The organism is Bacillus sp. TH17 (assembly GCF_016651125.1).
Taxonomy (GTDB): domain Bacteria; phylum Bacillota; class Bacilli; order Bacillales; family Bacillaceae_G; genus Bacillus_A; species Bacillus_A mycoides.
The window spans coordinates 3,042,008-3,067,609 of sequence record NZ_JAEKEN010000001.1 but is presented as its reverse complement, the minus strand read 5'-3'; the positions used below and the strand labels follow the sequence as shown (position 1 = coordinate 3,067,609).

The following is a 25,602-nucleotide window of genomic DNA, read 5'->3' as shown; positions in this document are numbered from 1 at the left end:
AGATTTTTCTATGTAATTGAGTTTTTTCGACAGGAAAAGTTTTTTCTCTCTCCGTAGTCAGACAATCATTGCAAATCTTCTCTTATATAATGTAGGGAAAAGGTTGTCCAGATCGGGAGGGGAAAAATGAAAACGTATGAATTGTATTTAATTCAAGAGGATATTGCGAAAGCTTACTTTGGTCGTGAATATTTGTTTTTTGATTTATTTGCTCGATTTTCAGAATCTGGGTTCCTTTCGGAGAAGAAAGTATTATATAAACAAATGACGTATATTACGATGCCGTTACAAGTAATGAAAATTCATCATAAATTAGAACAAGCTTTGCGTGTTCTTGGTAAATATGAAAGAAAAAATCATACTCATACGCTGTATACAGGAGCCGAATACGGAGAAATAATGGTGAAACCACAATATATTCGAATAAACACTTCTGGAAATGTATCCATGGAAACAACTTTCTTTGAGGTGCTTAGAAAGTGTGAGTTAACATTTTTAGCGATGGATTATGAAAATAAAAAGTACGGTTGGTTAAATCCTCTCAAACAAGTACGAACATATGTGTAAAAAATGTCGAATAGTATCTTGTCTTATTGAAAAGGTTTTAGTACACTGTAAGGTAGACAACATGAAGGAGGAAAAGATATGCCAATGTGGTTAGGTATTCTAGTGGGCGTAGTAGCACTAGTAGCAGGCGTGGCGTTAGGATTTTTCATTGCCCGCAAATACATGATGAATTACTTACAAAAAAATCCACCAATTAACGAACAAATGTTAAAAATGATGATGATGCAAATGGGACAAAAACCTTCCCAAAAGAAAATCAATCAAATGATGAGCGCGATGAACAAGCAACAAACGAAATAAGCGCCAAAGGGCACTCTTACCGAGTGCCCTTTTCTTTTGGTTATAAAAGATATTTAAAACTTTTAAAAATTCTGTGTTTTTGGTAAACTGAAAACATCGCTCATTTTAAGGGAGGAGGATAAATATGAAAGTGTTTTTTAATTTAGCTTGGTTTTTTAAGCAAGAAAAACGAGCGTACATAATCGGAATTATTATGTTATTTGGTGTCGCGCTTCTTGAACTTGTAGCGCCAAGAGTACTGGGCATTGTAGTAGATGAAATTAATAATGGAACATTAACGTCTGAAAAATTGTTGAACTGGGTTATTCTATTAGTAGTTGTAGGAATTACGATGTATATATTACGTTACTTATGGCGTATTATGATTTTTGGATCTTCTTTAAAACTAGCTCGTCAACTGCGAAAGAATCTATATGAACATTTTACTAAGATGAGCCCATCCTTTTATCAATCACGTCGCACAGGCGATTTGATGGCACATGCGACAAATGATATTCAGGCGATTCAGCAAACTGCGGGGGCAGGTGTTTTAACACTCGTTGATTCATTAGCTGTTGGAGGATGTGTACTCGTAGCGATGGGATTTACAATTAGTTGGAAGTTAACGTTATTAAGTTTAATTCCGATGCCAATTGTAGCTATTTCTACAAATTATTATGGAACTTTATTGCATAGAAGATTTCATAAGGCACAGCAATCGTTTTCTGAAATCAATGATAAAGTACAAGAAAGTATGAGTGGGATGAAGGTAATTCGCTCACTTGGACAAGAGAAAGAGGATTTACAAGCGTTTCGGAAGAAATCTGAAGATGTCGTACATAAAAATATGCTAGTTGCACGTATTGACTCGTTATTCGATCCAACGATTTCCCTAATTGTCGGATTTTCATTTTTGATCGCAATTTGTTACGGATCATTATTAGTCGTACGAGGTGAATTAACTGTAGGGGAATTAGTAACATTTACAACGTACTTAGGGACACTTGTATGGCCAATGTTAGCGTTTGGATGGCTATTTAATATTATGGAGCGTGGACGTGCTTCGTATGATCGTGTGGAGAAAATACTTTCACAAACTTCAGATGTAGTGAATAGGGACAATGCTATAAATACTATAGCAAGTGGTGATGTTTCGTTTGCTGTTGATTCGTTTTCTTATAAAAAGAATGAACTATTAAACTTAAAAGATATTTACTTTAACTTAAGAAAAGGTGAAACATTAGGAGTTGTAGGGCGTACCGGTGCAGGGAAGACGACGTTATTAAAATGTTTAATTCGAGAGTATGATCATTTTAATGGTGAATTAAAAGTTGGGGAGCGGGATATTCGAGATTTAACACTTCACGGTGTGCGTTCTGCAATTTCATATGTACCGCAAGATCACTTTTTATTTTCAGCGAGTATTGGGGAGAACATTGCTTTTGGAAAGGCCGATGCTACATATAAAGAAATTAGCCGAGCTGCTGATATTGCTTGTATTCATAATGATATATTTCAATTTCCAGAAGGGTATGACACTGTAGTAGGTGAAAGGGGCGTTTCACTATCAGGAGGTCAAAAACAGAGAATCTCTATTGCGCGTGCATTATTAACAAATGCTGAAATTTTAATATTAGATGATTGTTTATCAGCCGTAGATGCAAAAACAGAAGAAACTATTTTAACTGCATTGAAACGAGAAAGGGCAGAGAAAACGACGATTATTACTGCCCATCGTTTAAGTGCTATTCAGCATGCAAATCTTATTCTTGTTATTGATGAAGGTAGGGTTATGCAGCGAGGGACACATGAGCAATTAATGAAAGAAAATGGTTGGTATAAAGAAATGTACGAAAGCCAGCAGTTAGAGGCATTAGTAGAGAAAGGAGGCGTATGATGGCTGAGAAAAAACGGAGTGATTTAAGAAGGTTGCTTTCTTATATGAGGCCCTATAAAGGGTTATTGGCGGTAGCATTTTTATTTCTAGTTGGTGCAACTGTAACTGAAATGATGGGTCCTTTTTTAATTAAACAATTTCTTGATGAACACTTAGTGCCAGGTAACTTTGAACAATCAGCACTTGTAACCCTATTTGTAGTGTATATTATTGCTCATTTATTAAAAGTATTATTTACTTATTTAGACTTATTGTACTTTCAAAATATCGCTTTTAAGATTGTCCAAGATATGCGAGTTGAAGTGTATGAACATGTTCAAAAATTGTCATTAAGCTTCTTTGATCGTACGCCGATTGGTACGCTCGTATCTCGCATAACGAATGATACAGAAGCGATTAAGGATTTTTATGTTAGTGTACTATCAACATTCGTGAAAAATGTAGTCTTTTTAGTAGGGATTTTAGTAGCGATGTTTTTATTAGATGTAAAATTAGCGCTATTTTCGCTCATATTAATTCCGGTAATGTTTGCAATTATGGTGTTGTATCAACGGAAAAGTGCAGCTTTTTATTTAGAGGTACGTAATCAGCTGAGTATATTAAATGCAAAATTAAATGAGTCCATTCAAGGTATGAATATTGTTCAGGTGTTCCGGCAAGAAAAGCGGATGAGAAAAGAATTTGAAGAAGTGAACAATAAACATTTTAGTGCTGGACGTCGTACATTGAAATTAGATGCATTACTTTTACGTCCAGCAACAGATCTTGTTCATATTGTAGCAATTGCGGTAGTACTTGGTTTATTCGGAATCGATGCTTTAAAGAGTCCTGTTGAAGTAGGGGTTTTATATGCTTTCGTTAACTATATTCATCGTTTCTTCCAGCCGGTAAATGAGATGATGATGAAACTATCTTTCTTCCAGCAAGCGCTTGTTTCATCATCGCGTGTATTTCATTTAATGGATGATAAAGATTTAGCTCCTATTCAAATGGGGAGTGAACAGCCACGAGTAGCTAACGGGGAAATTCAGTTTAAAGATGTTACTTTTTCATATGATGGAAAGCGTGACGTTTTAAAAAATGTATCTTTTCACGTAAAGTCAGGGCAAACGGTTGCTTTCGTAGGGCATACTGGTAGCGGGAAGAGTACGATTATGAATTTATTAATGAGATTTTACAATATTAAATCAGGAAATATAGTAATAGACGGAGTAGATTTAGAGAAGTTCGAAGAACAAGAAATTCGAAAGAAAATTGGTCTTGTGCTGCAAGATGCATTTTTATTTGCTGGAAATGTAAAGCAAAATATTCGTATGTATAATGAAGAGATTACGGATGAAGAGATAGAGGAAGCGGCAAAGTTTGTGCAAGCGAATACGTTTATTGAAAAATTACCAGAGCAGTATGATACAGAAGTTGTCGAAAGAGGAGCTGCATTTTCTAGTGGTCAAAGGCAATTAATTGCTTTTGCTAGAACGATAGCAACCAATCCGAAAGTATTAGTGTTAGATGAAGCGACGGCAAATATTGATACAGAAACAGAGGAGGCTATCCAAACGGCATTGCAGCAAATGCGAAAAGGTAGAACAACGATAGCGATTGCGCACAGATTGTCTACAATCCAAGATGCGGATCAAATATTTGTTATGCATGAAGGGGAAATTGTAGAAAGTGGAACACATCAAGAGTTACTTAGTAAACAAGGACTTTACTACAATATGTACTTGCTACAAAATAAAGGGAGTTTGCAACAGGCCTTGTAGAATTACAAGGTCTTTTTTCTATTCTCTCAGATATTAAAATGTAATAAAATTTTCGGAATATGTGAGAGATTTGTCGTGTCCTTTAACTAGAGTTGTACATATTGTATATAGAATAACAAAATTTGATAGGAGCTTTTATATGCAAAATAGATCCAGTTCAAATATTACATTTATTGATGTGTCTCATTGGGAAGGAAACATTAATTGGAATGCTGTGAAGTCATCTGGCATTCCAGCGGCGTATGCAAAAGCGACGGAAGGTGTGAACTATATTGACCCTACTTTCGTTCAAAATGTACAAGCTGCGAGAGATGCGAATGTATTAATTGGTGCATATCATTTTGCGCACCCAGAACAAAATGATGCCATTTCAGAAGCGAAACATTTTGTGAATATATTACAGAGTAATCAGACGGACTTAATCCCTGTTTTAGATTTAGAATCGCCAACGGATACTAGCAATAGTAGTTTAACGGGTGCGACTATATCGAATTGGGCAAGAAGTTTCGTAAATTATGTGAAACAAGCTACTGGGAAAAATGTAATGTTATATACAGGAGTTTGGTATATTAATGAATTTGGAATTAGCGGGTTAAGTGACATTCCACTTTGGATTTCCAAATATTCTAGTATACCGCCTGCTGATGCTGGTGGATGGACAGAGTGGACAGCATGGCAGTACACAGATTCTGGGCAAATTTCAGGTGTAGGAAATTGTGACGTATCAGCAGCTGTTTCATTAGAAGCTTTACAAGGAAATGGAGCAAGTGGTGGAGGGAATGTTTCCACGCCTAATAATGCGACTCCAGTATACGGAGTTGCTGTAATTAATGGAGATAATGTGAATTTACGAAGTGGACCATCTTTACAGTCTAGTGTAATTCGCCAATTGAATCGTGGCGAATCATATGAAGTTTGGGGAGAACAAAATGGATGGCTCTGCTTAGGGACAAATCAGTGGGTATATAATGATTCAAGTTATATTCAGTATAAACATTATGTAGCAACTATTACTGGCGATAATGTGAATCTGCGAGATGCTCCATCATTAAACGGGAATGTTATAAGACAGTTACATCATGGTGAATCATATCGAGTATGGAGTAAGCAAGATGGATGGCTTTGCTTAGGGACAAATCAATGGGTATACTATGATTCAAGTTATATTCAGTATGGTGTACAATAAAGTGAATCTAAAAGGTATCTCGACTGAGGTGCCTTTTATGAAAAATATATAATTTTTACAAAGTATATATTGATAACATAGTATAATGTAATTGATATATGTTTAAAAATAATCGGAGATGAAATAAAGGAGTAATAATATGGAGTATGTGCTAATAGGTGGGATTTTAATATTATTAGCTGTAGTGTTTGTACTGTTTTATAAAAATAAACAGTTAGAATCAGAGAGTCAGCAAGTAGAGTTTGAAAAGAAACAAGCGATTGAAACGTATGAAAATGAGATTGCAGCTACGATTACAGGGCATAAAGAACAACAGGATACTTTAAAGAATATGGAACAGAAAAAATATAATGATTTACAAGTGAATACAGCTAGAGAACTTGAAAATATGCGTATGATGAAAAATCAATTGGCTGTTCAACATAGTAAAGAACGTAGTGAAATGCAAGATAAGCATAGTAGTGAAGTACATATGTTTCAAAATTTAATTGCGGATTTACGAGAATATACCAAAAATGGTGCTGAAGTGAATGCGCATGAAATATTACATTATATGAAGCGAGGTTTCGTTGAGCAAGGAATAATACTAGAAGAAGAGTTTCATATTATACCGAACGTTTTTATGATACGCAATAAATATAGAGATAAACGTGACATAAATGATAATCGAATTCAACACCTTATCTTATGTAAAACTGGTATTTATCTACTTGAGACGAAAGAATGGACAGGGAAATTAATCCATGGCTTAACGAAAGAAAATGCGGGTATATATTCATTTATGATTGAGGAAATTGGTAAGTATCAACATGAAATTGAAAAAGAAGAGACATTTGAATTTATTACGGATGGAACTTCATTAACTTTGCAAGTAAGAAATGAAGGGAATCCAGCGTATAAAGCGAAAATGCTATCTCAAACTTTAGATAATTGTTTGGAAGAAATGCAAGTAGATATTGTAAAGGAAAAAGTAAAACCAATTGTATATTTTGAAAATGAGAGTGGAAAAGAAGTTATTGATCTTTCTAATGAAGAATTGCCGAGATTTAAAGATAGAGAGCAAATTGTAACGTTTTTCAGAAATGAAGTTTTAACAAGTAAAGTAATATATACAGCACGAGAACTACAAAAGATTAGAGATATGATTGGCAAGATGAATTATGTTGCGAAGTGAAAAATAAAGTAAAACTTTAATTAGTGGGGGTTTATGGGCAACCCGACTTCTACCCTTTACAGCCGAATTTTGAGGTGGGAGTCTAACTGCCCGCAAATAGCGGGATAAAGTAGGTGTTATTTGGGTGGAGAAAGGTAAAAGCTCTATATTGTGGGGAATGTTGTACATTTATATTTGTTTGCATATATTAATGTACATTGCGTTTATTTTCGTTATTGATATGGTTCATGTGTCATTGAGTGTAATGAGTATTTTGGTGGTAGTAATGCCTTTTATTTTATTAGTTATTATTCAAAAGTCTATCTTACATGTTTCGGCAAGACGTGATAAAGGTAAGAAACAACTGTTCACTATAATGATGGTAGGTCTCATTCCATTGCTAGTATGCACCGTACAATTAAGTATAAATAAATACACTTCAAATTTTAATCAGGATCGGTGGTTAAATTATGAAGAAAAACGAGTACATATGGTAGATGACCTATTACAGGAGCATAAATTGATAGGGAAATCAAACGAGGAAATTACAAAATTGTTAGGGGCCCCTACGAAAACAAGCAGTTTGGAAACGGGAATTACTACACTATACTATCTTGGGAATGAACGTGGTTTCATTCCTATAGATAGTGAATGTCTTGTTTTGCAATTTGATAAAGATGGTAGAGTTATAGAGTATAAGGTACAACGAGATTGAAATAGTGAGAGGAGAAGCTATATCTTTTATAGCTTCTTTTCTATATTCCAATATAGAAAAAGTAGGCAAATAGTAGTCATTCCTATAAATGAAAATGGTTGGCATGCTGGAGATGGATCAGAAGGAACCGGTAACAGAGAATCAATTGCAATTGAAATTGCTGTCAATCAAGATGGTGATTATAATAAAGCTGTGGAAAATGCTCGCAAACTAGCAGCCTATTTAATGGGGGAATTAAATATTCCTTTAGAAAATGTAAAAAAACATCAATTTTGGAGCGGAAAGAATTGTCCGGCCATTATGATAAGGAATAATGCGTGGGAGCCATTTTTACAGGGAACGAAAGCTTATTATGATGCGAATCATAAAGATGATATAACTGGCGGTTGGTATGAAGCAAATATTCGTGAATTAGATAAAAGAGGTATTATGGTTGGAGACGGGAAGGGTTCTTACTGGCCAGAACGTCTTGTAACACGTGGTGAATTTGCGAATTTAGTTTCAAGATCATTGCAATTACCAGAGGGGAAATCGAATTTCAAAGATTTAAGCACAGCTCATCCATCGCTAGTAGATGGTATTAATCGTGCAGCTAGTGCTGGGATTATAAGTGGACGAGGAAATGATATATTTGCTCCGAATGATACGATTAAACGTGATGAAGCTGTCATTATGATTGATCGTGCATTGCAATTCAAAAATATTAAAGGTAATTTAGTTCCATTACCATTTACGGATCAAAATTTAGCGTATGATAAACAGGCGGTTCAACGTGTTTATGGGCTAGGTATCGTAAAAGGGAATGAGAATAATGAGTTTATGCCAAAAGGTTCTGCAACACGTGGGGAATCGGCAGCATTTATTAATAGAATGTTAAAAGTAATAGAGAGTAAATAATGGAAAGGCATTCGCTTTGGCGAGTGCTTTTTTATTTTTCAATATGTTATAGAAAGGTGATGTGAATTTTGACTGGAATAAGGAATGAAAGCGGAGGTGATGCATATATTTAGATGCATTGGGTAGTTTTTTGTAATTTTGTATAAAATGAAAAGGAGGTAGGACGGTGAAATCAATACCGACTGAAGTCCTGAGTAAGGAATTGATGGAAAGAGAAGGGGTTATATCTATTACAGTGATGGAATTTGAAAAGATAGAAGTGGCCGGAGTAGTTGTTTCTGGTCCAGCTGTTATTTTAATTAATCAAGATTAAGTACATATTATCAATAAAGAAAAGTAGTCAGAGCATCCGCTTAGGGTGCTTTTTGTTTGTATGGAAGTGTGTATATGATAGATAATTGGGATATTGGAGGGGAATTATGTGGCAATTATTATAACAATGTTATTAATGGGAGTTTTATTAGGATTTGTCGGAGCAGGGGGAGCAGGATTTATCATCGCGATACTCACTCTAGTATTCCATATCCCTATTCATGTTGCTCTTGCAACATCTTTAACTGCGATGGCATTTACGACATTATCTGGAGTAGTAAGTCATTACCGAGAAGGGAATGTTGTGCTTGTAATAGGCGGAGTTGTTGGGGGATTTGGCGCGATTGGTTCCTTTATTGGTTCAAAGTTTGGTTCGTTAATACCAGCACATCTGTTGCATTGGTTTACAGCTGGTATGTTATTTTTATCGGCAATTTTTATGTTTATTCGGTTGATTATGTTTCAAAAAAGATCACAGTCGTCTTTAAAAGGGCATAAAGAACTTTCGAAAGATAACGTGATTAAATGTATATTCCTCGGATTGGTGACTGGAATTTTAGCAGGTGCATTTGGTATTGGCTCAGCACCTTTTATCCAACTCGGATTAATGGTTCTATTAGGTTTAACAATCCGTCAATCTGTAGGGACGACAATGCTCGTTATATTACCAATCGCAATTGGAGGTGGGTTTGGATATAGTTCGGAAGGGTATTTAGATTATGTATTATTAGTACAAGTTTTAATCGGGACAATGTTAGGAGCATATATAGGAGCTAAGTTTACAAATTATGCACCTCGCATGCTTCTAAGATTTTCGATGATTATGACACCAATATTAGCTGGATGTATGTTGTTAGTAGATTAAAGAGAATATATAGAAATCTATTAATATATTTTACGAATGAATTATGTAAGTAATTCATATTTCTCATATAAAAGGATTTGCTTTAATATAATGAGTATAAAGTTCGAGTATTCGAAGTATTACTTGAATTATATCCCTATCCCTTTTCTAAAAATGCGAACAAGTTTTGCCCTATTCTATTCAATAGTTTATTGTATAGAAATATATTGTTCGATGACCATTATGGAACGCACATAATGGGTAAATCCCGATCCTTAAAGAGGATGCCCCTAATCTTCATGTGAAAATATGATCGGATAAGAAAGCTGGCCAATTTATGGTCAGCTTTCTTTTTGTTCAATGAGTAAGTCTTCTTTAATTTCTGTTTGCAATAATAAAGTTTTTCCGAAGCGACGTTTACATTCAGTTCGTACTTTTTGAATGGCTAGTAGCTGAGAAGTAGCAGGCACTGTGACAATGGCTTGCCGAGGTTTTCGGTTTTCTTCACAAAAAACACATTCCACAACATATTTAGAAATCATAATTTCATCCTTCCGGTTTGAATTTCTAAGAAGGGACTGCTCATGAAGTTGATGTAAACTTTCGGCATCTTTTTACTTATTTCCTCTTTTTTTCAAAGGGGAAATAAAAAAGAAGGTGAATTTTAGTAGGGGAGGGATGTATATGGAGAGATGGATAGGTACGGCAGCTATTTGTATGAATGAAAGAAATGAAATTTTAATGGTATTGCAAGGAAAAGAAGGGGAAGAAAAAAGGTGGTCTGTCCCAAGTGGAGGACTTGAAAAGGGAGAAACACTAGAAGAATGTTGTATCAGGGAAGTTTGGGAGGAAACAGGCTACAATGTGGAGGTTGTAAATAAAATATACGAAAAAGAAGGTATTACATACGGGATTCCGGTGTATGTTCATTATTACTTTGTTAAAAAAATAGGCGGTAATATGAAAATCCAAGATCCGGATGAGTTAATACATGAGATTGATTGGAAAGGGATACATGAAGTTGGAAAATTATCATTAGCTTTTCCAGAGGATTACGAGCTAATATACCGATATGTAAATAAAAAAGCAAGTGTGTAAATACTTGCTTTTTAGTGTATCCAAGATAAGAAAAGTGGAACGATAACTAAACTAGCTCCAGCTGTTAAAAGCATTGATAAACTTGCAATTGTACCTTCTACAGGACCGATTTCAAATGCTTTTGATGTTCCGGTCCCATTCGCGCTAGTACCTAGCATTATACCTTTTGCGAGCGCTGTTTTAATACGGCATATGCGTATGAGTGTAGGACCGAATAACGCTCCAGTTAAGGCAGTTAATACAACGAAAACTGCTGTTAATTGTGACATGCCGCCAATCATTTCTGAAATAGCCATTGCAATAGGTGTTGTTACAATGTGCGGTGCTAAACTTTGTTCTATTGTAGAGTCAATTTGAAAAAAATTAGCTAGTAGTGCGGAAGTAATAACAGATAGAAAAGAACCGACAATGACATTAATTAAAATAGCAGTGCCGTGTTTTTTTAATAGATCAAAATGTTTATAGATTGGCCATGCGAAAGCAACTGTTGCAGGTTTTAATAATTCTGTTAGCCAATGACTACCAGATTCGTAGGTTTCGTATGGTGTATCTAATCCAAGTAATAAAGCTATTAAAATGATTGGGCATACAAGAAGGGGAGAAAGCAGACTCCAATTCCAGCGTTGATACATTTTTTTAGATACCCAATATGTGAATAGTGTTAATAGTAAACAAAGAAAGCCGATCATTGTGTTGATCCTTTCCGCTTTAATAACAATTCTGTTAAAAGTCCTGTTACGAGAGTAACACAAAGTGTACTAATCACGATAATTAAAATGAGATCGATTCCATATTGTGATAATGTATCTTTGTAACGAATGACAGCGACTGCAGAAGGGATGAAAAATAAAATAAGTTCTTTTAATAAAAAGTCTGCACCGTCTTGTATCCATTCTTTTTTCACTATATTAAATTTTAATGAGATTAACAATAAAAAAATACCGATTATACTTCCTGGAACTGGGAGGTGTGCCTGTTTTGCAATCCATTCACCTGTCCAAGCGAAACAAAATAATAATAAAATTTGTCCGCTTAACTTCCACCATTTCATACAGTAACCACCTCTTTGTTTTTTACATAAAAATTGTAAAAAAGAATTAACAATTTCTACTATACGTTCATTCGAAATATTTGTCTAATATATAAATTATATGTTATTAATATATTAGATGTATTAATCGAAAGTGAAAAGGGTGTCCAAAATGGAATTACGGCATTTGCAATATTTTGTTGTAGTGGCAGAGGAATTACACTTTGGACGAGCAGCTGCTCGTTTACAAATGACACAACCACCGCTTAGTCAACAAATTCAGCAATTAGAAAAAGAAATGGGAGTTATGTTATTTTCAAGAACGAAGAGAAAGGTTGAATTAACAGAAGCAGGAGAAATGTTTTTAAAAGAAGTAAAAAAAGCGTTTGAACAAATTGAAAAAGCAGTAGAAGTTGCACAAAGTGCTCAAAGGGGAGAAGTTGGATCACTTTCAATTGGTTTTGTAGGTGCGGCGATATATGATATTTTACCGTCAATCGTCAGAGAGTATAGAAAGAAATTTCCGAGAGTGTCTGTAGCATTACATGAATTGTCCACACCGGATCAGGTGCATGCACTTCATGATAATCGAATTGATATTGGATTTTTACGTCCGCCAATTCCAACGCAATTACTTGAGTTAGAACCAATTCAAAAACTTTCATGTACGTTATGTTTACCGAAGGCACATCCTCTTGCTGAAAAGGACGAAATACATATCGAAGATTTAAGGGATGAACCGTTCGTATTTATTACGAGACCAGTATGGCCAGCGTTATATGATACAATTTTATCGCTTTGCCGTGATGTAGGCTTTAGTCCGCACATTGTACAAGAAGCAACGGAGTATCAAACTGTTATGGGGCTTGTAGCGGCAGGTATTGGAATTACGGTAATACCTGTATCCGCAAATAAATTGTATAGAACAGAAGTTGTATATAAAGAGTTATGTGATTCTAATTTTGTTGCAGAAATGTCAGTGGCTTATAAAAAAATGAATAACAATCCAGAGTTGTTAGAGTTTTTGAAAATTGCAAGAGAGAAAAAAAGGATTGAAGTGGAAGATGCGAAGGTTGAATAGTTGATGAAGTTACAGGGTAGTCATGATAATTAAGTTATATAAATATTCACCTCGTTAAACAAAAAACGGAAATGTAACTAAAGTGCATTTCCGTTTTTTGTTTTTTATTCAATGCTAAGGAGATCAATATGCGTGGTTTCTAGGACTAAAGGCTTAGTAAAGATTCCGATTGAAGTGCGATGTTTAAAATGTCATATTTTTATACACTAGTAGTATAGAATGCGTATGTTATGAAGCAAGGTAGGGGGAAATTATGTCTTTATTTCGGTTAGCGAGAAAAAATATACAAACATTTGCTGCCCAAAGGTTAAAACAATTTATGTGGATTGCTATGAATACAATGCTTTGTTTTTTTATGATATCATTCCGATTCAATGAAGTTGTAATAAGTAAAGCGGAATATACACCTATATTTGTAAAGTGGTTTTATGCTATGTTTCTATTTATAGTTTTTGTGTGTATTTTCATTACATATAAAATGACAGCTTCTCTTTTACAGATAAGAAAAGAGGAGTTTACATCGAATGAAGTGATGCATATGACAGGAAAAGAAATGTTATGTTTATTATGTCAGGAGCAATTATTAACTTACGGAGGAGCTTTTGTTTTCGGATTAATTCATGGTATGTTATTTTTGAAATTATTTATTATTATTTTTATGAAAGCAGTAGGAATCCAAGGGATAACCAATGCACCGATTACGATGTATGCGGTAGTGATAACAGCAGTTGTTATGATAACCGTCATTATAATATCAATGTGGCAATGTTGTAGGTTTACACAAAGGTTAAAGGGTGAAAAGTCATATGAAACGAGGAGAAAGGCATGAGAAATCATGGCTTTTTCTTCATTTTACACATGTTATTAATCATGATACAGTGGGAAGAACTGAAAAAAAGAGTTAAGAAGAAAGGTTGTATGGAATGATAAATGAGCAAGCGATCGTAAAAGTTGATCGATTAACAAAGCGAATTGGTTCAAAGACTTTAGTAGAAAATATTAGTTTTGAAGTGAAAAAAGGTGAAGTAGTTGGCTTATTAGGACCAAATGGTGCTGGAAAAACGACATTAATGCGAATGATGGTCGGAATGATTCGTATGACAGAAGGCGAAGTATGGATTGATGGTCAATCTGTAAAACAGCAATTTGAAAAAACTGCTGCGAAAATTGGTGCTGTAATTGAGACACCAGAATTTTATCCTTTCTTAAGCGGCTATGAAAATTTAACATATTTCGGACGAATGAATGGGAATGTGACTGAAGAGCGTATCGATGAAGTAGTGCAATTGTTAGGAATGGGACAAGTAGTTGACCGTAAAGTAAAAGCATATTCACTCGGTATGAGACAGCGTTTAGGAATTGCTCAGGCACTTATACATAATCCAGATGTATTAATACTAGACGAACCGACGAACGGATTAGATCCTAGTGGTATACATGAAATGCGGATGTACATAAAGAAAATTGCGCATGAACAAGGAAAAGCTGTTCTTGTTTCTAGTCACTTACTCTCAGAAGTTGAATTAATGTGTGACAGGGTTATTATTATTCAGCATGGAGAATATGTCGCAACACAAAATATTCAAAGTGATAAAAAGGAAGAAAAAGAAGAAATACATATACGTGTAGATGATGCGAATAAAGCGGCAGAGGTTTTAGAATACGATGTTTTAGTAAAAGAAAACGAATTAATTATAAACGTGAAAGATGAAGAAGTTCCAAATATTCTTCGTACATTGATGGAGAAAAACATTCAAGTTTATCGTGTATATGAAGAAAGAAAAACGCTAGAAGAGCAGTTTTTAGAATTAACAGGAGGAAAAGATATTGTTTAATTTAGTTTATAACGAGCTGTATAAAATATTTAAGCGAAAGCGAACAATTATTCCTTTTGCAGTTATTGCGGTATTAATTATTGGATTAGGATGGGTTACGGTAAAATATTTAGAGCCAGAAACAAAAGGGTGGAAAGCGGATTATACAGAACGCACTGTAGAAATTGAGAAAAAGCTCGGCATGAAAAAAGAGGATATTTTAAAAGAAAAGTCAGGAGACGAGCTTGTAAAGGAATACCAGCTTAAAATGAAGCATTTAGATACGAATACAGCGCCAGCAAGTAGTTCTCCGCTTTCATTTATGAGAGATACAGGTTTTATCGTATTTCCAATTTTACTTCCGTTTATTCTCGTATATGCGAGTACGATTTTTGCGAATGAATATAGCTGGGGAACATATAAATTTTTAACAATTCGTCCAGCGAGCCGATTTAAAATTTTAACATCTAAGTTTTTGGCAATCGTTATATTTGCGGCATTATTATTTATATTTAATATGATTTTTTCCGTATTATGCGGGTTGATTATTTATAAATTCCAACAACCAGCTTGGGCTGAATTTGTCGTTCAAAATGGAAATATAATAAAACAAAATATTTTCGTAGAAGCAAGTAAATATTATATTTTATCTTGGTTACCAACTCTTGTGTATGCTGCATTTGCCTTTATGATTTCCGTTTTAACGAGATCGAGCGGAGGTGCAATCGGGATTTCTTTATTTCTTGCATTATCAGGGGGAATAGCGCTAATTCCGGCAGCAAGATATGAATGGGCGAAATATTTATTACCAGCGAATACAGATTTATATGGGCTTTTAAAGGGTGGAAGCTTTATTGATGGAGTAACATTCCCATTTGCTTCTTGTATGCTTCTTCTATACTTAGCTGTATTTTTAGGGGTTTCCTATACTGTATTTATAAAACGAGATTTAACAGCATAAGCAAAAGCCGTTAAGGGTAACTTAACGGCTTTTTGTTTGTAATAATTGATGAATAGCTTCTTCGGCTAATAGGGCGAAATACTCTGCGCTAATAGGCAATGCTTTTTCATCTACTGTAAAAGCTGGATGATGCCATTCATGTGTACCACTTGTTCCCATAAAGACGAATGAACCTGGTATTTCTTGTTGGTAAAAAGAAAAGTCTTCTCCTGCCATTGATGGTGTAGGAGAGATAACGTTTAGATTCATTTTCTCTGCAATATGAATAGAAAAATCAGTGAGTACTTTATCGTTTTGAACAGCAGGAGGACCTGGATAAAATCGGAATTCTGTTTTTACACCTAATGCATCAGAAACGCCATTAATGATACGTTTCATTAATGCCGGAATCTTTTCACGTGTTTCAGCTTGGAATGTACGGACAGTTCCTTCTAATATTGCTTTTTCGGGAATAACGTTCCACGTATTCCCTGAATGAATGTTTGTTACACTTACGACAGCGTTATGAGAAGAACTAATATTTCGGCTTACAATCGTTTGAAGTGCCATAACGATTTGAGATGATGCAACGATAGGATCGACGCCGGCATCAGGCACAGCTGCATGTGTACCAACACCATGGATTTCAATTTCAAATCGATCAACTCCGGCCATTAGTGGCCCATCTTTAATACCGATTGTACCTACTGGTAAATCAGGTTTATTATGCATACCGAAAATAGCTTGCACGCCACGTAAATGCCCAGCTTCAATAACTTTGCAAGCACCATTACTACTTTCTTCAGCTGGCTGGAATATAAGGCGGACAATTCCATTAAGAGAAGCTTCTTTTTCTTTTAATAAGTAAGCCGCACCCAATACAGCAGCTGTATGAAAATCATGCCCACAAGCATGCATTTTACCTTGTATTTTTGAAGTGTATGGAAGGTCAGTTTCTTCCTGGATAGGAAGGGCATCGATATCAGCACGAAGCGCTACAACCGGTCCGTTTTTATTACCAGAAATTTCAGCGATAACTCCTGTTTCTAAATTGGAATCAATAATAGTGATATTGGCCTCGTCTAACCAATTTTTTATCGCTTTTGTCGTTTCAATTTCTTCGTATGATAGTTCTGGATTTTCATGTAAATGCCGACGAATGGAAATAAGTTTTTCTGTTAATTGATCAGGAATAGATGTCACTTATTATGCCCTCTTTCTTAAGTGAAGTATTTGTATTAATTATACAATAATAAAAGAGAGGATTCTCAAATGAAAATCCTCTCTCGTTTTATGCTGCAACTTTTTTATGAGTATGCTGTTTTCGATAACGCCCACGCATTGCGTATGCAATTTGCGGGATTGCGATACCGATTAAAATAAGTGTTACACCGAACCATTGTGAAGATAGTACAGCTTCTTTTAAAACGAATACAGACATAATAGTTGTAACTGGTAGTTCTGCTGCACCAAGAATAGTTGCTAATCCAGAACCGATTTTTGGAATGCCAATTGTAAAGGCAATGGACGGAATAACGATACTAAATATTCCTAATCCTAAGCCGTATTTCCAAAGGCCTTGAGAGATCGCCCCGTTAAAAATAAATGTTGGCGGGAATACGATCATGACTAAAGTTAAAGCGCCAGCCATTAAAAGGACACCACGTGGTAAAGAAGGTACTTCAACGGCAACTTTCCCGCTTACGAAAATGTATGTTGCAAATGTAATAGCAGATAATAAGCCTAAAATGATTCCAGTCGTATCGAAATCACCAGCTGATGTTTCTAATAACCCACTTGATAAAAATGTACCTGCAAGTAAGAAGATTACTGAAATAACTTTTTCTCTTGAAGGTAATGTTTTTGTTGCGACTGCTTCAATGATAATTCCAACCCAAACGAACTGGAATAAAAGTATAATTGCAATAGAAGCTGGTACAGTTTTTAAAGAAGCGTAATAAAAAATTCCAGTAAAACTTGCAGACGTTCCTGCGACGAATAAAATTAACATTTGTTTTAGTGGAACACGATGTCTAGAAAATAGAAGTGTAATAGCAAGTAAAATAATCCAACCGAACAAATACTGGCTACCAATTACCTCTCCAAGTGAAAACCCTTCTGCATATGCAAGTTTAACAAAAATAGCTAAAACCCCATAACTACACGCTCCTAATAAAACTAAAAGAGAATAACGAAGCATGAAAAATTCCTCCCATCTATATGAAATTGTTCCGTAACGGACATATATAACTAGAGGGAAGTATACAAAATTAAAAATGAAGGGTCAAATGAAAGAAAAGTGCAAAATTTTATAGAATAATAATAAAAGTATGATATTTATGCATAATCTTGAAATTAATAATAATTAAAGTATTGTAAAATCAGCTTTATGTTGTATAAAGACAGCATTTGAAAAAAATTTTTAAGGCCAATAGGTGTGAAGTCAATTGTAATGTGCTAATCATTTGAGAAACTGTGGAACCTTTGTTATGTTAGTAACAATTAGAAAGAGTTTCATAATTCAATTGAGATTTTTCTATATAATAGAAGGGAATGAAAACGTTTTATTAGAAAATGTGTGAAAGGGTAGTTTTTCTTATTGTCATGTTGGAAAAGTGAATTCATGAAATGTCCATAGTATTTTCAATTGTTTTTGCTACAATATTGAAGAGGAGAGGAGTGGAATAATGCAAGATATTAGTATTTTTTTAGCGTTTGGAGCTGGGTTCTTATCATTTATATCCCCATGTTGCTTACCGCTTTATCCGGCATTTTTATCATACATAACAGGTATGTCGGTTTCTGAATTGAAAGAAGAAAATGCAATGCTTCGCAAAAGAAGTATGATACATACAGCGTTTTTCTTACTTGGTTTTTCAATTATTTTTATTGCAATTGGATTTGGTACAAGTTTTATTGGAGGCATCTTTACAAATTATAAAGATTTAATTAGACAGTTAGGCGGTATATTTATCATCGTGTTTGGTCTTATTATTGTCGGTGTATTTAAGCCGAAGTTTTTAATGCAAGACCGTAAATTTACGTTTAAAAATCGTCCGAGTGGTTATTTTGGTTCAGTTTTAATTGGATTGGCTTTTGCTGCTGGATGGACACCTTGTACTGGACCTATATTAGTGTCTGTAATTGGATTAGCTGCAACAAATCCAGAATCGGCAATGATTTATATGATTGCTTACATACTTGGATTTGCTATCCCGTTTTTCCTACTTTCATTCTTTATTACGAAAATGTCTTGGATTAAAAGAAATAGTATGAAATTCATGAAGATTGGAGGATACGTTATGATTGTCATGGGTATCTTCCTATATTTTAACTGGATGACGAAAATTATCGTATATTTCTCAAGTTTATTTGGTGGTTTTACCGGTTTTTAGTATTATTCTGTGAAAATGTTGGAAATACTAACGGAAAAGCATATAATAAAATTATATTTTGCATATAGCCACAAAAAAGGATGAGAAAATATGAACATAGTTCTGTTATCAAGTATCGTTGCTGTTTGTATGGCTGTCGGTGCGATGTTTATTCGTTTAAAAGCAGCTAAGAAACCTGCAACATTGAAAAAAATTATACTTCCCCCATTTTTTATGAGCACGGGAGCGTTGATGTTTGTTTTTCCTGAATTTCGATTAACTCCAGCAGAAATGTTAGAAGCAATTGGCGTCGGTTTGTTTTTCTCTATTTTTCTTATTAAAACATCTAAATTTGAAATTAGAGGACAAGAGATTTATTTGAAGCGTTCAAAAGCATTTGTTTTTATACTAATTGGATTACTTGTCGTGCGGATTGTATTTAAAACATACTTAAGCCAATCTCTTGATTTAGGACAACTTAGTGGCATGTTCTTCTTACTGGCGTTCGCGATGATTGTGTCATGGAGAATTGCAATGTACCGTTCCTTTACGAAATTACAGAAGGAAATGGAAAAAGAAGACGGTTTTTATAATGAAAAAGATATGAAGTTAACGTAAAGAGTGTTATATGTATAAAGAAACAACGTCTGATTAGACGTTGTTTTTTTTTAATCACTGAAAGGTAACTTCCTCAATTCTAGTTGTGATGTATAAATTGTCGACCATCGAAGAAGCAATTTAAGTTTGACGTTATGAATGGACCGATATAAGGAATACTATTTGGTTTGAAGTTTTATCACCGGTAATTGGAGGCTAAGTTAGATTAGGTTGGATCGTATAGGAGACGTTCCTTCATTAACAATTACTCCACTTGATGGTACTGATACAACATGAAAGTGGAATGTTAATGACGAAATTTCGCTTAGCTTAAGTGTCTTGAGCCGAATCTAATATTGCAAATATAAATGCAACAGGATGAATTGCTGCGAATACAACATATACCTCTGTAAATATTACAGGTACTGGTGATACGATTTATACGAGTGCTGTAGGGTTACAGATAGATTTAGCGAAAGCGAGATTAATTGCTACAAAATCAGTAACTGTAAGTTGAGCTTATAAAAAAGATTGCTATAAAATAGCAATCTTTTTTATAAGGAATAATGGGCTTACTTTGCAAGTAAAGCTTTATAGTTAGAATAATCAATCTCTTTTTCTTGTAGTTTCTTAATTAAAAATTTATGATCGCGCTTCGGTGTGGCAACGATATATCCTTGTATGATTAAATCTTGTGTAATTTTTGGAGCGTTTTCCTTTATTGCAAGTTCCCCAATTTTACCGGCAATTTTTGACTTAGCAACATCGCGAAATAATTCCGGAACGGGACTTACTAGTTCTTCTAACAATTGTTTTTGTTCGTCAGCCCATAAGTGTCTTGTTTTATTAATATAGTGATCTTCCCAATCCAAAATGGACATACCGTCTTCTTTTGGCAACCGTTTTAGGAATTTTCTGAACATGAAATATCCACCAATGGACATAAGCCCTAATAATACAACAGTCCAAACGACTATAAACCAACTAAACCATCCTTCAAGCAATTGTATGCCCTCCTTTAACGAAAGCAATATTTTGTATTTTATTTATATTATAAGCAATGAGATTCATAGAAAGCAAGAACGCTTGATCATTTTGACCAAGCGTTGTGATTTAAACGAAGTATAGTTGTTCAACACATAAAATATCATTGTCATTTTCTACATATTCAATGATGAGTGTGCCAACTTTACGATCTTTATCTTCAGTTGTGAAAATAGAGTAAGAAGTAAAACGTGTTGTTGATAGGCCGCTTATATGTGTAGGTAAAGGAATGTAGTCGTTATCGCGGAAGAATTCCATCAGTTCAATATCTTCAAATTCTTTTCGGTCAACTTGTTTGTTTGTATAGCGGCGTTGAAGTTGTTTTAAAGATGCATTCCAAGAAATTGCTTTTGTGTCGTATACCATTGTTCTATCTCCTTACTGTATGTAATTATTAAGAACATACGTTCTAATCTAGTGTACTCTTTTTATAAGAAAAGGGAAAGCAAAAAATAATGTAAGCTTGGATTTCCAAGCTTACATTATTTTGCGTCCGTCATAATCTCTATTTTTTATTATAAGTTAGATAAGAATAAGAAACAAGATGATATATATCTTGTTGATAGTTTTCAAAATTCTGTTTATTATTTATGTAATACAGTACAAGGGAATGAGAGGGATGACATACGTAATTTCACTCCAAGGACCGATGGCAAGTGGGAAAACAACATTGGCAAAAAGGTTAGAGCAATATGAGCTTTCAATTATATACGAAAATCCATATCCAATTGTAGAAAAAAGAAAAGAATTACATTTAGATATGAACTCAAAAGAGGGGGTTATTACAAATCAAAAAATTTTTATTGAAGCAAAAATAAAAGAGTTTCAAAATGTGAAAAGCTCAGTCGTGATTTTTGATCGTGGACCAGAAGATATTGAATTTTATACACTCTTTTATCCGAAGATGATAGGGAAAGAGTGGGGTATAGAAACAGAATTAAAAGATGAATTGTATAAATTAAGAGAATGCCGTTCGGATGCAATTTTTTATTTAGATGTTTCGAAAGAGAGTTTGTATGATAGGAGAAATAATGATAGGACAAGAAATCGAAGTACATTTGAGGAACAATTTAAATTAGTAGAAGTTGAAAAAGAATGGTATAAACAATTTCCCGTAACTTATGTGGACACTAATATATTATCAGTGGACGAATTAGAGGCATATTTTATAGGGTGGCTAAGGGAGAAAAGGCTATGAAAAAAATATTATTATTCGTATACCCGACATTTGCAGAGTTTGAAATAACGGTAGCAACAGCATTGCTGAAAAAGAAATATGAAATCATTACAGCGGGTGTAACAAAAGAAATGATTATAAGTGAAACAGGCTTACAAGTACAGCCGCATATAGAATTAAGTGAAGTGCGTGTAGAAGAATATGAGGGGATTATCATTCCGGGCGGAGATGAAATACATATGAAAGAGGCGAAACTGCTTTTTTCAGTTATTCGTCAATTTTCTGAGCAAGGAAAATTAGTGGCAGCGATTTGTGCTGGACCGTATGCGTTAGCAAGGGCAGGTTTACTAAAAGAAATCTCTTATACAGTGACCATAGATTATCAAAAATTAGATTGTTTTCCAGTAGAAAATTTTGTGTATACAGAAGTTGTACAGCACGCAAATATTATTACAGCACAAGGACATGCATTTGTGCCATTTGGACTAGCGATTGCCTCCTATTTTGGAGTAGTGAATGAACATAATACAAATTTTTATAGTGGAAAGGGCAATATAATGATGGAGAATCTTTTACCGGAAAACGTGTAAAAGCTAGCGAATGCTAGCTCTTTTCTTTTTTACATCGATAAATCACTAACGTTTTCGGATCGCGCCATATACCGTTATGAAATGATAAATCATTTTCTATTTCTTCTTTTAGCCATTCCTTCATTTCGGTGTGAAGGGACATATTATCAGGTATATTCAACGACGGGAACATGCTAGAAATATAGTTAACGATTGGAGTGGCATGATGAAAAACAAGTGCATTATGAATAATTGTTTCTTCAACAGTTGAAAAAACAGAGTGTAATAGATCTTTACCATTTTCTAAACAAAATGGAGCTACTGACGGTGATGTTTTTGGTAAATCAAATGTGACTAACATTTTGTTACACATTTCATCTATACGAGGTAATGAAACTTTAGAATTTGTTGTAGCTAAAAGGGCGCCGCCAGGACGAATTATCTTATGGAATCCTTGAATAGTTTTTTCGACATCTTTCATGTGGTATAACATATGCCTTGCGATTAGCAGGTCATAACAATTAGCTTCGAAAGGAAGTTTACTAGCGTCACCGAGTTTCCATTCAATCATATTATTCGTTATAGCAGCTTCAGAAAGCATAGTTTCGGATTGATCAAAACCAGTTAGATGTCCTTTATGACCATTAGTTTGCAAAAGGGAAAGAAATTTTCCGTTAGCACACCCGACCTCTAATATTTTTTCTTCCCCTTGGAGTTGTAAATGTTCAATGACGACTTCATCTACATTCACTTGTTTTTCTTCGTAATGTTTATGCGTATCGATACGTGTTTGTAAATGGTTACTTACGTTGTATTGGCGTTTTACATCATTCATTTTTTCACATTCCACCTTTATACAAAATTGCTGAATCGCATGTGTTAATACATCTGTTTTATTTAAACCTTCGTAATGGAGTGCGTCTTCAAACCTTGTAAGTAATTTTTCTTCAATTCGAAAATGAATATCTTTTCGCTTCGCCACTGAAATTTCGCCCCTTTGCATCTGTTAGTGAGACTATAGCACGTCTGAAAAAAATCTGTAAATAAATTGTGTGCACAAGTACAAGTATGAGAGGGATAAAAAATTGCTTGAATAATATTTTAAACTATTGACGATTTAACCGTTTTCATATATTCTTAAATTAAGTAATATTCAAATAATTCAAAAGAAATGAGAGAGTCACATGCTTCTTCAAGGAACACATCGAATTGGTCGTATGGCCATGCTGTTGGCACTTGCGGATGAGAATGAAAGTCCCGTATTATCTATTCCGAAAGGTTGGAAATATTGTACTGGGAAAGTTGGTTCTATGAATTCGCAAAAAGTAGTAGCAGCAATGGAAACAGCGGCTAAGAGCAACCGAGTTATTGAAACAGATGTTTACAGAGAAACACATGCACTTTATCATGCAATTATGGAAGCTTTGTACGGAGTGACGAGAGGTCAAATTCAGTTAGCAGACGTTCTTCGTACAGTAGGACTTCGCTTTGCGATTGTGCGCGGTACACCATACGACGGAAAAAAAGAAGGCGAATGGGTTGCTGTTGCACTTTATGGAACGATTGGTGCACCTGTAAAAGGATCTGAGCATGAGGCGATTGGTTTAGGAATTAATCACATATGATTTGCCCATAGTCTATTAGTTAGAAGGGGGCCTTATTTTTTAGGACAGAAGTCTGTCTTAAAAAGATAAGGTCCCCTTTTGCCTTTATAAGGAGGAAAAAGAATGATTACGTTAACAGGACACACATTGACAGTTGAAGAAATGAAGAGGTTGTTACTTGAAGGTGAAGGTGTAACAGCTTGCCCAACTAGTATGCAAAAAGTGGCAGAGTGCCGCGAAGTTGTCGAGAAAATTGTAGAGGACGGAAAAGTCGTTTACGGTATTACAACTGGATTTGGAAAGTTTAGTGATGTACTTATTCAAAAAGATGATGTAAAAGCACTTCAACACAACTTAATTCAGTCACATGCGTGCGGAATAGGCGATCCATTCCCTGAAGAAGTATCACGCGGTATGTTGATTTTACGAGCTAATACGATGTTAAAAGGAGTATCGGGTGTTAGACCACTTGTTGTAAACATGCTTCTTGAGTTTGTAAATCGTAAAATTCATCCAGTCGTTCCGCAACAAGGATCACTAGGAGCGAGCGGTGATTTAGCACCTTTATCTCATCTTGCTCTCGTTTTATTAGGTGAAGGTGAAGTGTTCTACAAAGGAAAACGAGTTCATGCGATGGTTGCTCTTACAGAAGAAGGACTTGAACCTATTGAACTTGAAGCAAAAGAAGGTCTTGCGTTAATCAATGGTACGCAGGCAATGACAGCGCAAGGGGTTCTTTCTTATATAGAAGCTGAAGCAAGTGCTTATCAATCAGAATTAATTGCATCGATGACAATGGAAGGATTACGCGGCATTATTGATGCATTCGATGAAAATGTTCATAAAGCGCGTGGTTATAAAGAGCAAGTCGAAGTGGCAAGCAGAATTCGTGATATTCTTCATGATAGTAAACTTGTGACAAAACAAGGAGAACTTCGTGTACAAGATGCATATTCACTTCGTTGTATCCCGCAGGTTCACGGTGCTTCTTGGCAAGTTTTAAATTATGTGAAAGAAAAATTAGAAATTGAAATGAATGCAGCAACAGATAATCCACTTATTTTTGATGGCGGTGAAAAAGTAATCTCTGGTGGTAATTTCCACGGACAACCAATTGCATTTGCAATGGACTTCTTAAAAGTAGGGATGGCGGAGCTTGCAAATATTTCAGAGCGCCGTATTGAACGCCTAGTAAATCCGCAATTAAATGACTTACCACCATTTTTAAGTCCAGAACCAGGACTTCAATCAGGTGCCATGATTATGCAATATGCAGCGGCTTCACTCGTTTCAGAAAATAAAACGTTAGCTCATCCAGCGAGTGTAGATTCAATTCCGTCTTCAGCTAACCAAGAAGATCACGTAAGTATGGGAACAATCGCTTCACGTCATGCGCATCAAATTATTCAAAATGCAAGACGTGTTCTTGCAATTGAGATGATCTGTGCGATGCAAGCAGCAGAATATCGCGGAATTGAAAACATGAGTACAGTTACAAAAACGTTCTATCATCAAGGTCGTCAGCAAGTGCCTTCTATTACAAATGACCGTATATTCTCAACGGATATTGAAAATATCGCGCATTGGTTAAAAACGAATTATTCAATAAAGGAAAGATTGGATGTAAATGCAGCACTATAAAACGAGAAAAGGGAGAGATT

28 protein-coding genes and 1 pseudogene are annotated in these 25,602 nt (G+C 34.9%); 21 read left to right on the top strand and 8 right to left on the bottom strand.

Going from position 1 to position 25,602, the window contains the following annotated elements; all coding sequences use genetic code 11:
- Positions 1-126: 126 nt before the first annotated feature.
- From sirA to JFT95_RS15540, 10 genes and pseudogenes are all read left to right on the top strand, one after another.
- Positions 127-567 carry a sporulation inhibitor of replication protein SirA gene (gene sirA / locus JFT95_RS15585; protein ID WP_078178530.1) on the top strand — a complete coding sequence of 147 codons (441 nt, stop codon included), beginning with the start codon at positions 127-129 and terminating at the stop codon, positions 565-567.
- 78 nt (positions 568-645) lie between these two features.
- Complete coding sequence (locus JFT95_RS15580; RefSeq protein ID WP_001132292.1) at positions 646-867, top strand: YneF family protein; 222 nt, start codon at positions 646-648, stop codon at positions 865-867.
- A gap of 124 nt (positions 868-991) precedes the next feature.
- On the top strand, positions 992-2,743 hold the full coding sequence (locus JFT95_RS15575; RefSeq protein ID WP_002128572.1) for an ABC transporter transmembrane domain-containing protein: 1,752 nt from the start codon (positions 992-994) through the stop codon (positions 2,741-2,743).
- On the top strand, positions 2,743-4,506 hold the full coding sequence (locus tag JFT95_RS15570; protein ID WP_002167811.1) for an ABC transporter ATP-binding protein: 1,764 nt from the start codon (positions 2,743-2,745) through the stop codon (positions 4,504-4,506). The genes JFT95_RS15575 and JFT95_RS15570 overlap by 1 nt, the downstream gene beginning before the upstream one ends.
- 139 nt (positions 4,507-4,645) lie before the next feature.
- Complete coding sequence (locus tag JFT95_RS15565; RefSeq protein ID WP_002190411.1) at positions 4,646-5,692, top strand: GH25 family lysozyme; 1,047 nt, start codon at positions 4,646-4,648, stop codon at positions 5,690-5,692.
- A gap of 139 nt (positions 5,693-5,831) precedes the next feature.
- A complete protein-coding gene (locus tag JFT95_RS15560) occupies positions 5,832-6,866 on the top strand; it encodes a nuclease-related domain-containing protein (RefSeq protein ID WP_201052755.1) in 1,035 nt (344 codons plus the stop codon).
- Between the two features lie 124 nt (positions 6,867-6,990).
- A complete protein-coding gene (locus JFT95_RS15555; RefSeq protein WP_113769570.1) occupies positions 6,991-7,560 on the top strand; it encodes a hypothetical protein in 570 nt (189 codons plus the stop codon).
- A gap of 78 nt (positions 7,561-7,638) precedes the next feature.
- A pseudogene (locus JFT95_RS15550) lies at positions 7,639-8,457 on the top strand (S-layer homology domain-containing protein); the annotation flags it as partial.
- A gap of 166 nt (positions 8,458-8,623) precedes the next feature.
- Positions 8,624-8,770 (top strand): BC1881 family protein, encoded by a 147-nt coding sequence (locus JFT95_RS15545; RefSeq protein WP_002014405.1) that lies wholly within the window; start codon positions 8,624-8,626, stop codon positions 8,768-8,770.
- Positions 8,771-8,878: 108 nt separating this feature from the next.
- On the top strand, positions 8,879-9,634 hold the full coding sequence (locus JFT95_RS15540) for a sulfite exporter TauE/SafE family protein (protein WP_002137766.1): 756 nt from the start codon (positions 8,879-8,881) through the stop codon (positions 9,632-9,634).
- A gap of 320 nt (positions 9,635-9,954) precedes the next feature.
- On the opposite strand, the gene JFT95_RS15535 is transcribed toward JFT95_RS15540, so the two are convergent.
- On the bottom strand, positions 9,955-10,155 hold the full coding sequence (locus JFT95_RS15535) for a DUF3903 domain-containing protein (protein ID WP_201052753.1): 201 nt from the start codon (positions 10,153-10,155) through the stop codon (positions 9,955-9,957).
- Positions 10,156-10,297: 142 nt separating this feature from the next.
- Here JFT95_RS15535 and JFT95_RS15530 point away from each other — a divergent pair, with 142 nt between their 5' ends.
- Complete coding sequence (locus JFT95_RS15530; RefSeq protein ID WP_002137764.1) at positions 10,298-10,711, top strand: NUDIX hydrolase; 414 nt, start codon at positions 10,298-10,300, stop codon at positions 10,709-10,711.
- Positions 10,712-10,722: 11 nt separating this feature from the next.
- Here the strand turns inward: JFT95_RS15530 and JFT95_RS15525 are convergent, their stop codons facing one another.
- Together JFT95_RS15525 and JFT95_RS15520 are read right to left on the bottom strand one after the other, a co-directional pair.
- A complete protein-coding gene (locus JFT95_RS15525) occupies positions 10,723-11,400 on the bottom strand; it encodes an LrgB family protein (RefSeq protein ID WP_002137763.1) in 678 nt (225 codons plus the stop codon).
- On the bottom strand, positions 11,397-11,762 hold the full coding sequence (locus JFT95_RS15520; protein WP_000872360.1) for a CidA/LrgA family holin-like protein: 366 nt from the start codon (positions 11,760-11,762) through the stop codon (positions 11,397-11,399). The genes JFT95_RS15525 and JFT95_RS15520 overlap by 4 nt, the downstream gene beginning before the upstream one ends.
- A 151-nt stretch (positions 11,763-11,913) precedes the next feature.
- Between JFT95_RS15520 and alsR the strand changes: the two genes are divergently transcribed.
- The 4 genes from alsR to JFT95_RS15500 all read left to right on the top strand — a co-directional run bounded on the left by alsR (position 11,914) and on the right by JFT95_RS15500 (position 15,597).
- Entirely contained in the window at positions 11,914-12,822 is a 909-nt protein-coding gene (alsR, locus tag JFT95_RS15515) for an acetoin biosynthesis transcriptional regulator AlsR (protein ID WP_002014396.1), read from the top strand.
- Positions 12,823-13,075: 253 nt separating this feature from the next.
- Positions 13,076-13,651, top strand: coding sequence for an FtsX-like permease family protein (locus JFT95_RS15510; RefSeq protein ID WP_002185137.1), 576 nt, complete (start codon positions 13,076-13,078; stop codon positions 13,649-13,651).
- 94 nt (positions 13,652-13,745) lie between these two features.
- Entirely contained in the window at positions 13,746-14,657 is a 912-nt protein-coding gene (locus JFT95_RS15505; RefSeq protein WP_201052750.1) for an ABC transporter ATP-binding protein, read from the top strand.
- On the top strand, positions 14,650-15,597 hold the full coding sequence (locus JFT95_RS15500) for an ABC transporter permease (RefSeq protein WP_201052748.1): 948 nt from the start codon (positions 14,650-14,652) through the stop codon (positions 15,595-15,597). The genes JFT95_RS15505 and JFT95_RS15500 overlap by 8 nt, the downstream gene beginning before the upstream one ends.
- 21 nt (positions 15,598-15,618) lie before the next feature.
- On the opposite strand, the gene JFT95_RS15495 is transcribed toward JFT95_RS15500, so the two are convergent.
- Together JFT95_RS15495 and JFT95_RS15490 are read right to left on the bottom strand one after the other, a co-directional pair.
- Positions 15,619-16,779 carry a M20 peptidase aminoacylase family protein gene (locus JFT95_RS15495; RefSeq protein ID WP_201052746.1) on the bottom strand — a complete coding sequence of 387 codons (1,161 nt, stop codon included), beginning with the start codon at positions 16,777-16,779 and terminating at the stop codon, positions 15,619-15,621.
- 88 nt (positions 16,780-16,867) lie between these two features.
- Positions 16,868-17,776: an EamA family transporter gene (locus JFT95_RS15490; protein WP_201052744.1), complete on the bottom strand. Its 909-nt coding sequence runs from the start codon at positions 17,774-17,776 to the stop codon at positions 16,868-16,870.
- A gap of 487 nt (positions 17,777-18,263) precedes the next feature.
- Here JFT95_RS15490 and ccdA point away from each other — a divergent pair, with 487 nt between their 5' ends.
- Together ccdA and JFT95_RS15480 are read left to right on the top strand one after the other, a co-directional pair.
- On the top strand, positions 18,264-18,971 hold the full coding sequence (gene ccdA / locus JFT95_RS15485; protein ID WP_033729854.1) for a cytochrome c-type biogenesis protein CcdA: 708 nt from the start codon (positions 18,264-18,266) through the stop codon (positions 18,969-18,971).
- A 90-nt stretch (positions 18,972-19,061) separates the two neighbouring features.
- On the top strand, positions 19,062-19,568 hold the full coding sequence (locus JFT95_RS15480) for a CcdC family protein (protein ID WP_002014224.1): 507 nt from the start codon (positions 19,062-19,064) through the stop codon (positions 19,566-19,568).
- Between the two features lie 551 nt (positions 19,569-20,119).
- On the opposite strand, the gene JFT95_RS15475 is transcribed toward JFT95_RS15480, so the two are convergent.
- Together JFT95_RS15475 and JFT95_RS15470 are read right to left on the bottom strand one after the other, a co-directional pair.
- Entirely contained in the window at positions 20,120-20,551 is a 432-nt protein-coding gene (locus tag JFT95_RS15475; protein ID WP_002128549.1) for a DUF2621 domain-containing protein, read from the bottom strand.
- Positions 20,552-20,660: 109 nt separating this feature from the next.
- Complete coding sequence (locus JFT95_RS15470; RefSeq protein WP_002033506.1) at positions 20,661-20,957, bottom strand: hypothetical protein; 297 nt, start codon at positions 20,955-20,957, stop codon at positions 20,661-20,663.
- Between the two features lie 253 nt (positions 20,958-21,210).
- Here JFT95_RS15470 and JFT95_RS15465 point away from each other — a divergent pair, with 253 nt between their 5' ends.
- Together JFT95_RS15465 and JFT95_RS15460 are read left to right on the top strand one after the other, a co-directional pair.
- A complete protein-coding gene (locus JFT95_RS15465; protein ID WP_201052742.1) occupies positions 21,211-21,789 on the top strand; it encodes an AAA family ATPase in 579 nt (192 codons plus the stop codon).
- On the top strand, positions 21,786-22,358 hold the full coding sequence (locus JFT95_RS15460; RefSeq protein WP_002128547.1) for a DJ-1/PfpI family protein: 573 nt from the start codon (positions 21,786-21,788) through the stop codon (positions 22,356-22,358). The genes JFT95_RS15465 and JFT95_RS15460 overlap by 4 nt, the downstream gene beginning before the upstream one ends.
- Before the next feature lie 13 nt (positions 22,359-22,371).
- Here the strand turns inward: JFT95_RS15460 and JFT95_RS15455 are convergent, their stop codons facing one another.
- Complete coding sequence (locus JFT95_RS15455; protein WP_085960791.1) at positions 22,372-23,340, bottom strand: class I SAM-dependent methyltransferase; 969 nt, start codon at positions 23,338-23,340, stop codon at positions 22,372-22,374.
- Between the two features lie 181 nt (positions 23,341-23,521).
- On the opposite strand from JFT95_RS15455, the gene hutP reads away from it, so the two are divergent.
- Both hutP and hutH read left to right on the top strand, forming a co-directional pair.
- Positions 23,522-23,962: a histidine utilization transcription antiterminator HutP gene (gene hutP, locus JFT95_RS15450; protein ID WP_000926519.1), complete on the top strand. Its 441-nt coding sequence runs from the start codon at positions 23,522-23,524 to the stop codon at positions 23,960-23,962.
- 102 nt (positions 23,963-24,064) lie between these two features.
- The gene (hutH, locus tag JFT95_RS15445) at positions 24,065-25,582 is read left to right on the top strand and encodes a histidine ammonia-lyase (RefSeq protein ID WP_002033511.1); all 1,518 of its coding nucleotides are present in this window, start codon (positions 24,065-24,067) and stop codon (positions 25,580-25,582) included.
- Positions 25,583-25,602: the final 20 nt, after the last annotated feature.

Excerpts from the sequence above, each read along its gene's own strand:
- JFT95_RS15520 (WP_000872360.1), bottom strand. The coding sequence starts at position 11,762 with ATGAAATGGTGGAAGTTAAGCGGACAAATTTTATTATTATTTTGTTTC.
- hutH (WP_002033511.1), top strand. The coding sequence starts at position 24,065 with ATGATTACGTTAACAGGACACACATTGACAGTTGAAGAAATGAAGAGG.
- ccdA (WP_033729854.1), top strand. The coding sequence starts at position 18,264 with ATGCAAGATATTAGTATTTTTTTAGCGTTTGGAGCTGGGTTCTTATCA.
- JFT95_RS15480 (WP_002014224.1), top strand. The coding sequence starts at position 19,062 with ATGAACATAGTTCTGTTATCAAGTATCGTTGCTGTTTGTATGGCTGTC.
- JFT95_RS15490 (WP_201052744.1), bottom strand. The coding sequence starts at position 17,776 with ATGCTTCGTTATTCTCTTTTAGTTTTATTAGGAGCGTGTAGTTATGGG.
- JFT95_RS15525 (WP_002137763.1), bottom strand. The coding sequence starts at position 11,400 with ATGATCGGCTTTCTTTGTTTACTATTAACACTATTCACATATTGGGTA.
- JFT95_RS15460 (WP_002128547.1), top strand. The coding sequence starts at position 21,786 with ATGAAAAAAATATTATTATTCGTATACCCGACATTTGCAGAGTTTGAA.
- alsR (WP_002014396.1), top strand. The coding sequence starts at position 11,914 with ATGGAATTACGGCATTTGCAATATTTTGTTGTAGTGGCAGAGGAATTA.
- JFT95_RS15465 (WP_201052742.1), top strand. The coding sequence starts at position 21,211 with ATGACATACGTAATTTCACTCCAAGGACCGATGGCAAGTGGGAAAACA.
- JFT95_RS15560 (WP_201052755.1), top strand. The coding sequence starts at position 5,832 with ATGGAGTATGTGCTAATAGGTGGGATTTTAATATTATTAGCTGTAGTG.
- JFT95_RS15535 (WP_201052753.1), bottom strand. The coding sequence starts at position 10,155 with ATGATTTCTAAATATGTTGTGGAATGTGTTTTTTGTGAAGAAAACCGA.
- sirA (WP_078178530.1), top strand. The coding sequence starts at position 127 with ATGAAAACGTATGAATTGTATTTAATTCAAGAGGATATTGCGAAAGCT.
- JFT95_RS15575 (WP_002128572.1), top strand. The coding sequence starts at position 992 with ATGAAAGTGTTTTTTAATTTAGCTTGGTTTTTTAAGCAAGAAAAACGA.
- JFT95_RS15580 (WP_001132292.1), top strand. The coding sequence starts at position 646 with ATGCCAATGTGGTTAGGTATTCTAGTGGGCGTAGTAGCACTAGTAGCA.
- hutP (WP_000926519.1), top strand. The coding sequence starts at position 23,522 with ATGCTTCTTCAAGGAACACATCGAATTGGTCGTATGGCCATGCTGTTG.
- JFT95_RS15470 (WP_002033506.1), bottom strand. The coding sequence starts at position 20,957 with ATGGTATACGACACAAAAGCAATTTCTTGGAATGCATCTTTAAAACAA.
- JFT95_RS15565 (WP_002190411.1), top strand. The coding sequence starts at position 4,646 with ATGCAAAATAGATCCAGTTCAAATATTACATTTATTGATGTGTCTCAT.
- JFT95_RS15570 (WP_002167811.1), top strand. The coding sequence starts at position 2,743 with ATGGCTGAGAAAAAACGGAGTGATTTAAGAAGGTTGCTTTCTTATATG.
- JFT95_RS15530 (WP_002137764.1), top strand. The coding sequence starts at position 10,298 with ATGGAGAGATGGATAGGTACGGCAGCTATTTGTATGAATGAAAGAAAT.
- JFT95_RS15505 (WP_201052750.1), top strand. The coding sequence starts at position 13,746 with ATGATAAATGAGCAAGCGATCGTAAAAGTTGATCGATTAACAAAGCGA.
- JFT95_RS15510 (WP_002185137.1), top strand. The coding sequence starts at position 13,076 with ATGTCTTTATTTCGGTTAGCGAGAAAAAATATACAAACATTTGCTGCC.
- JFT95_RS15455 (WP_085960791.1), bottom strand. The coding sequence starts at position 23,340 with ATGCAAAGGGGCGAAATTTCAGTGGCGAAGCGAAAAGATATTCATTTT.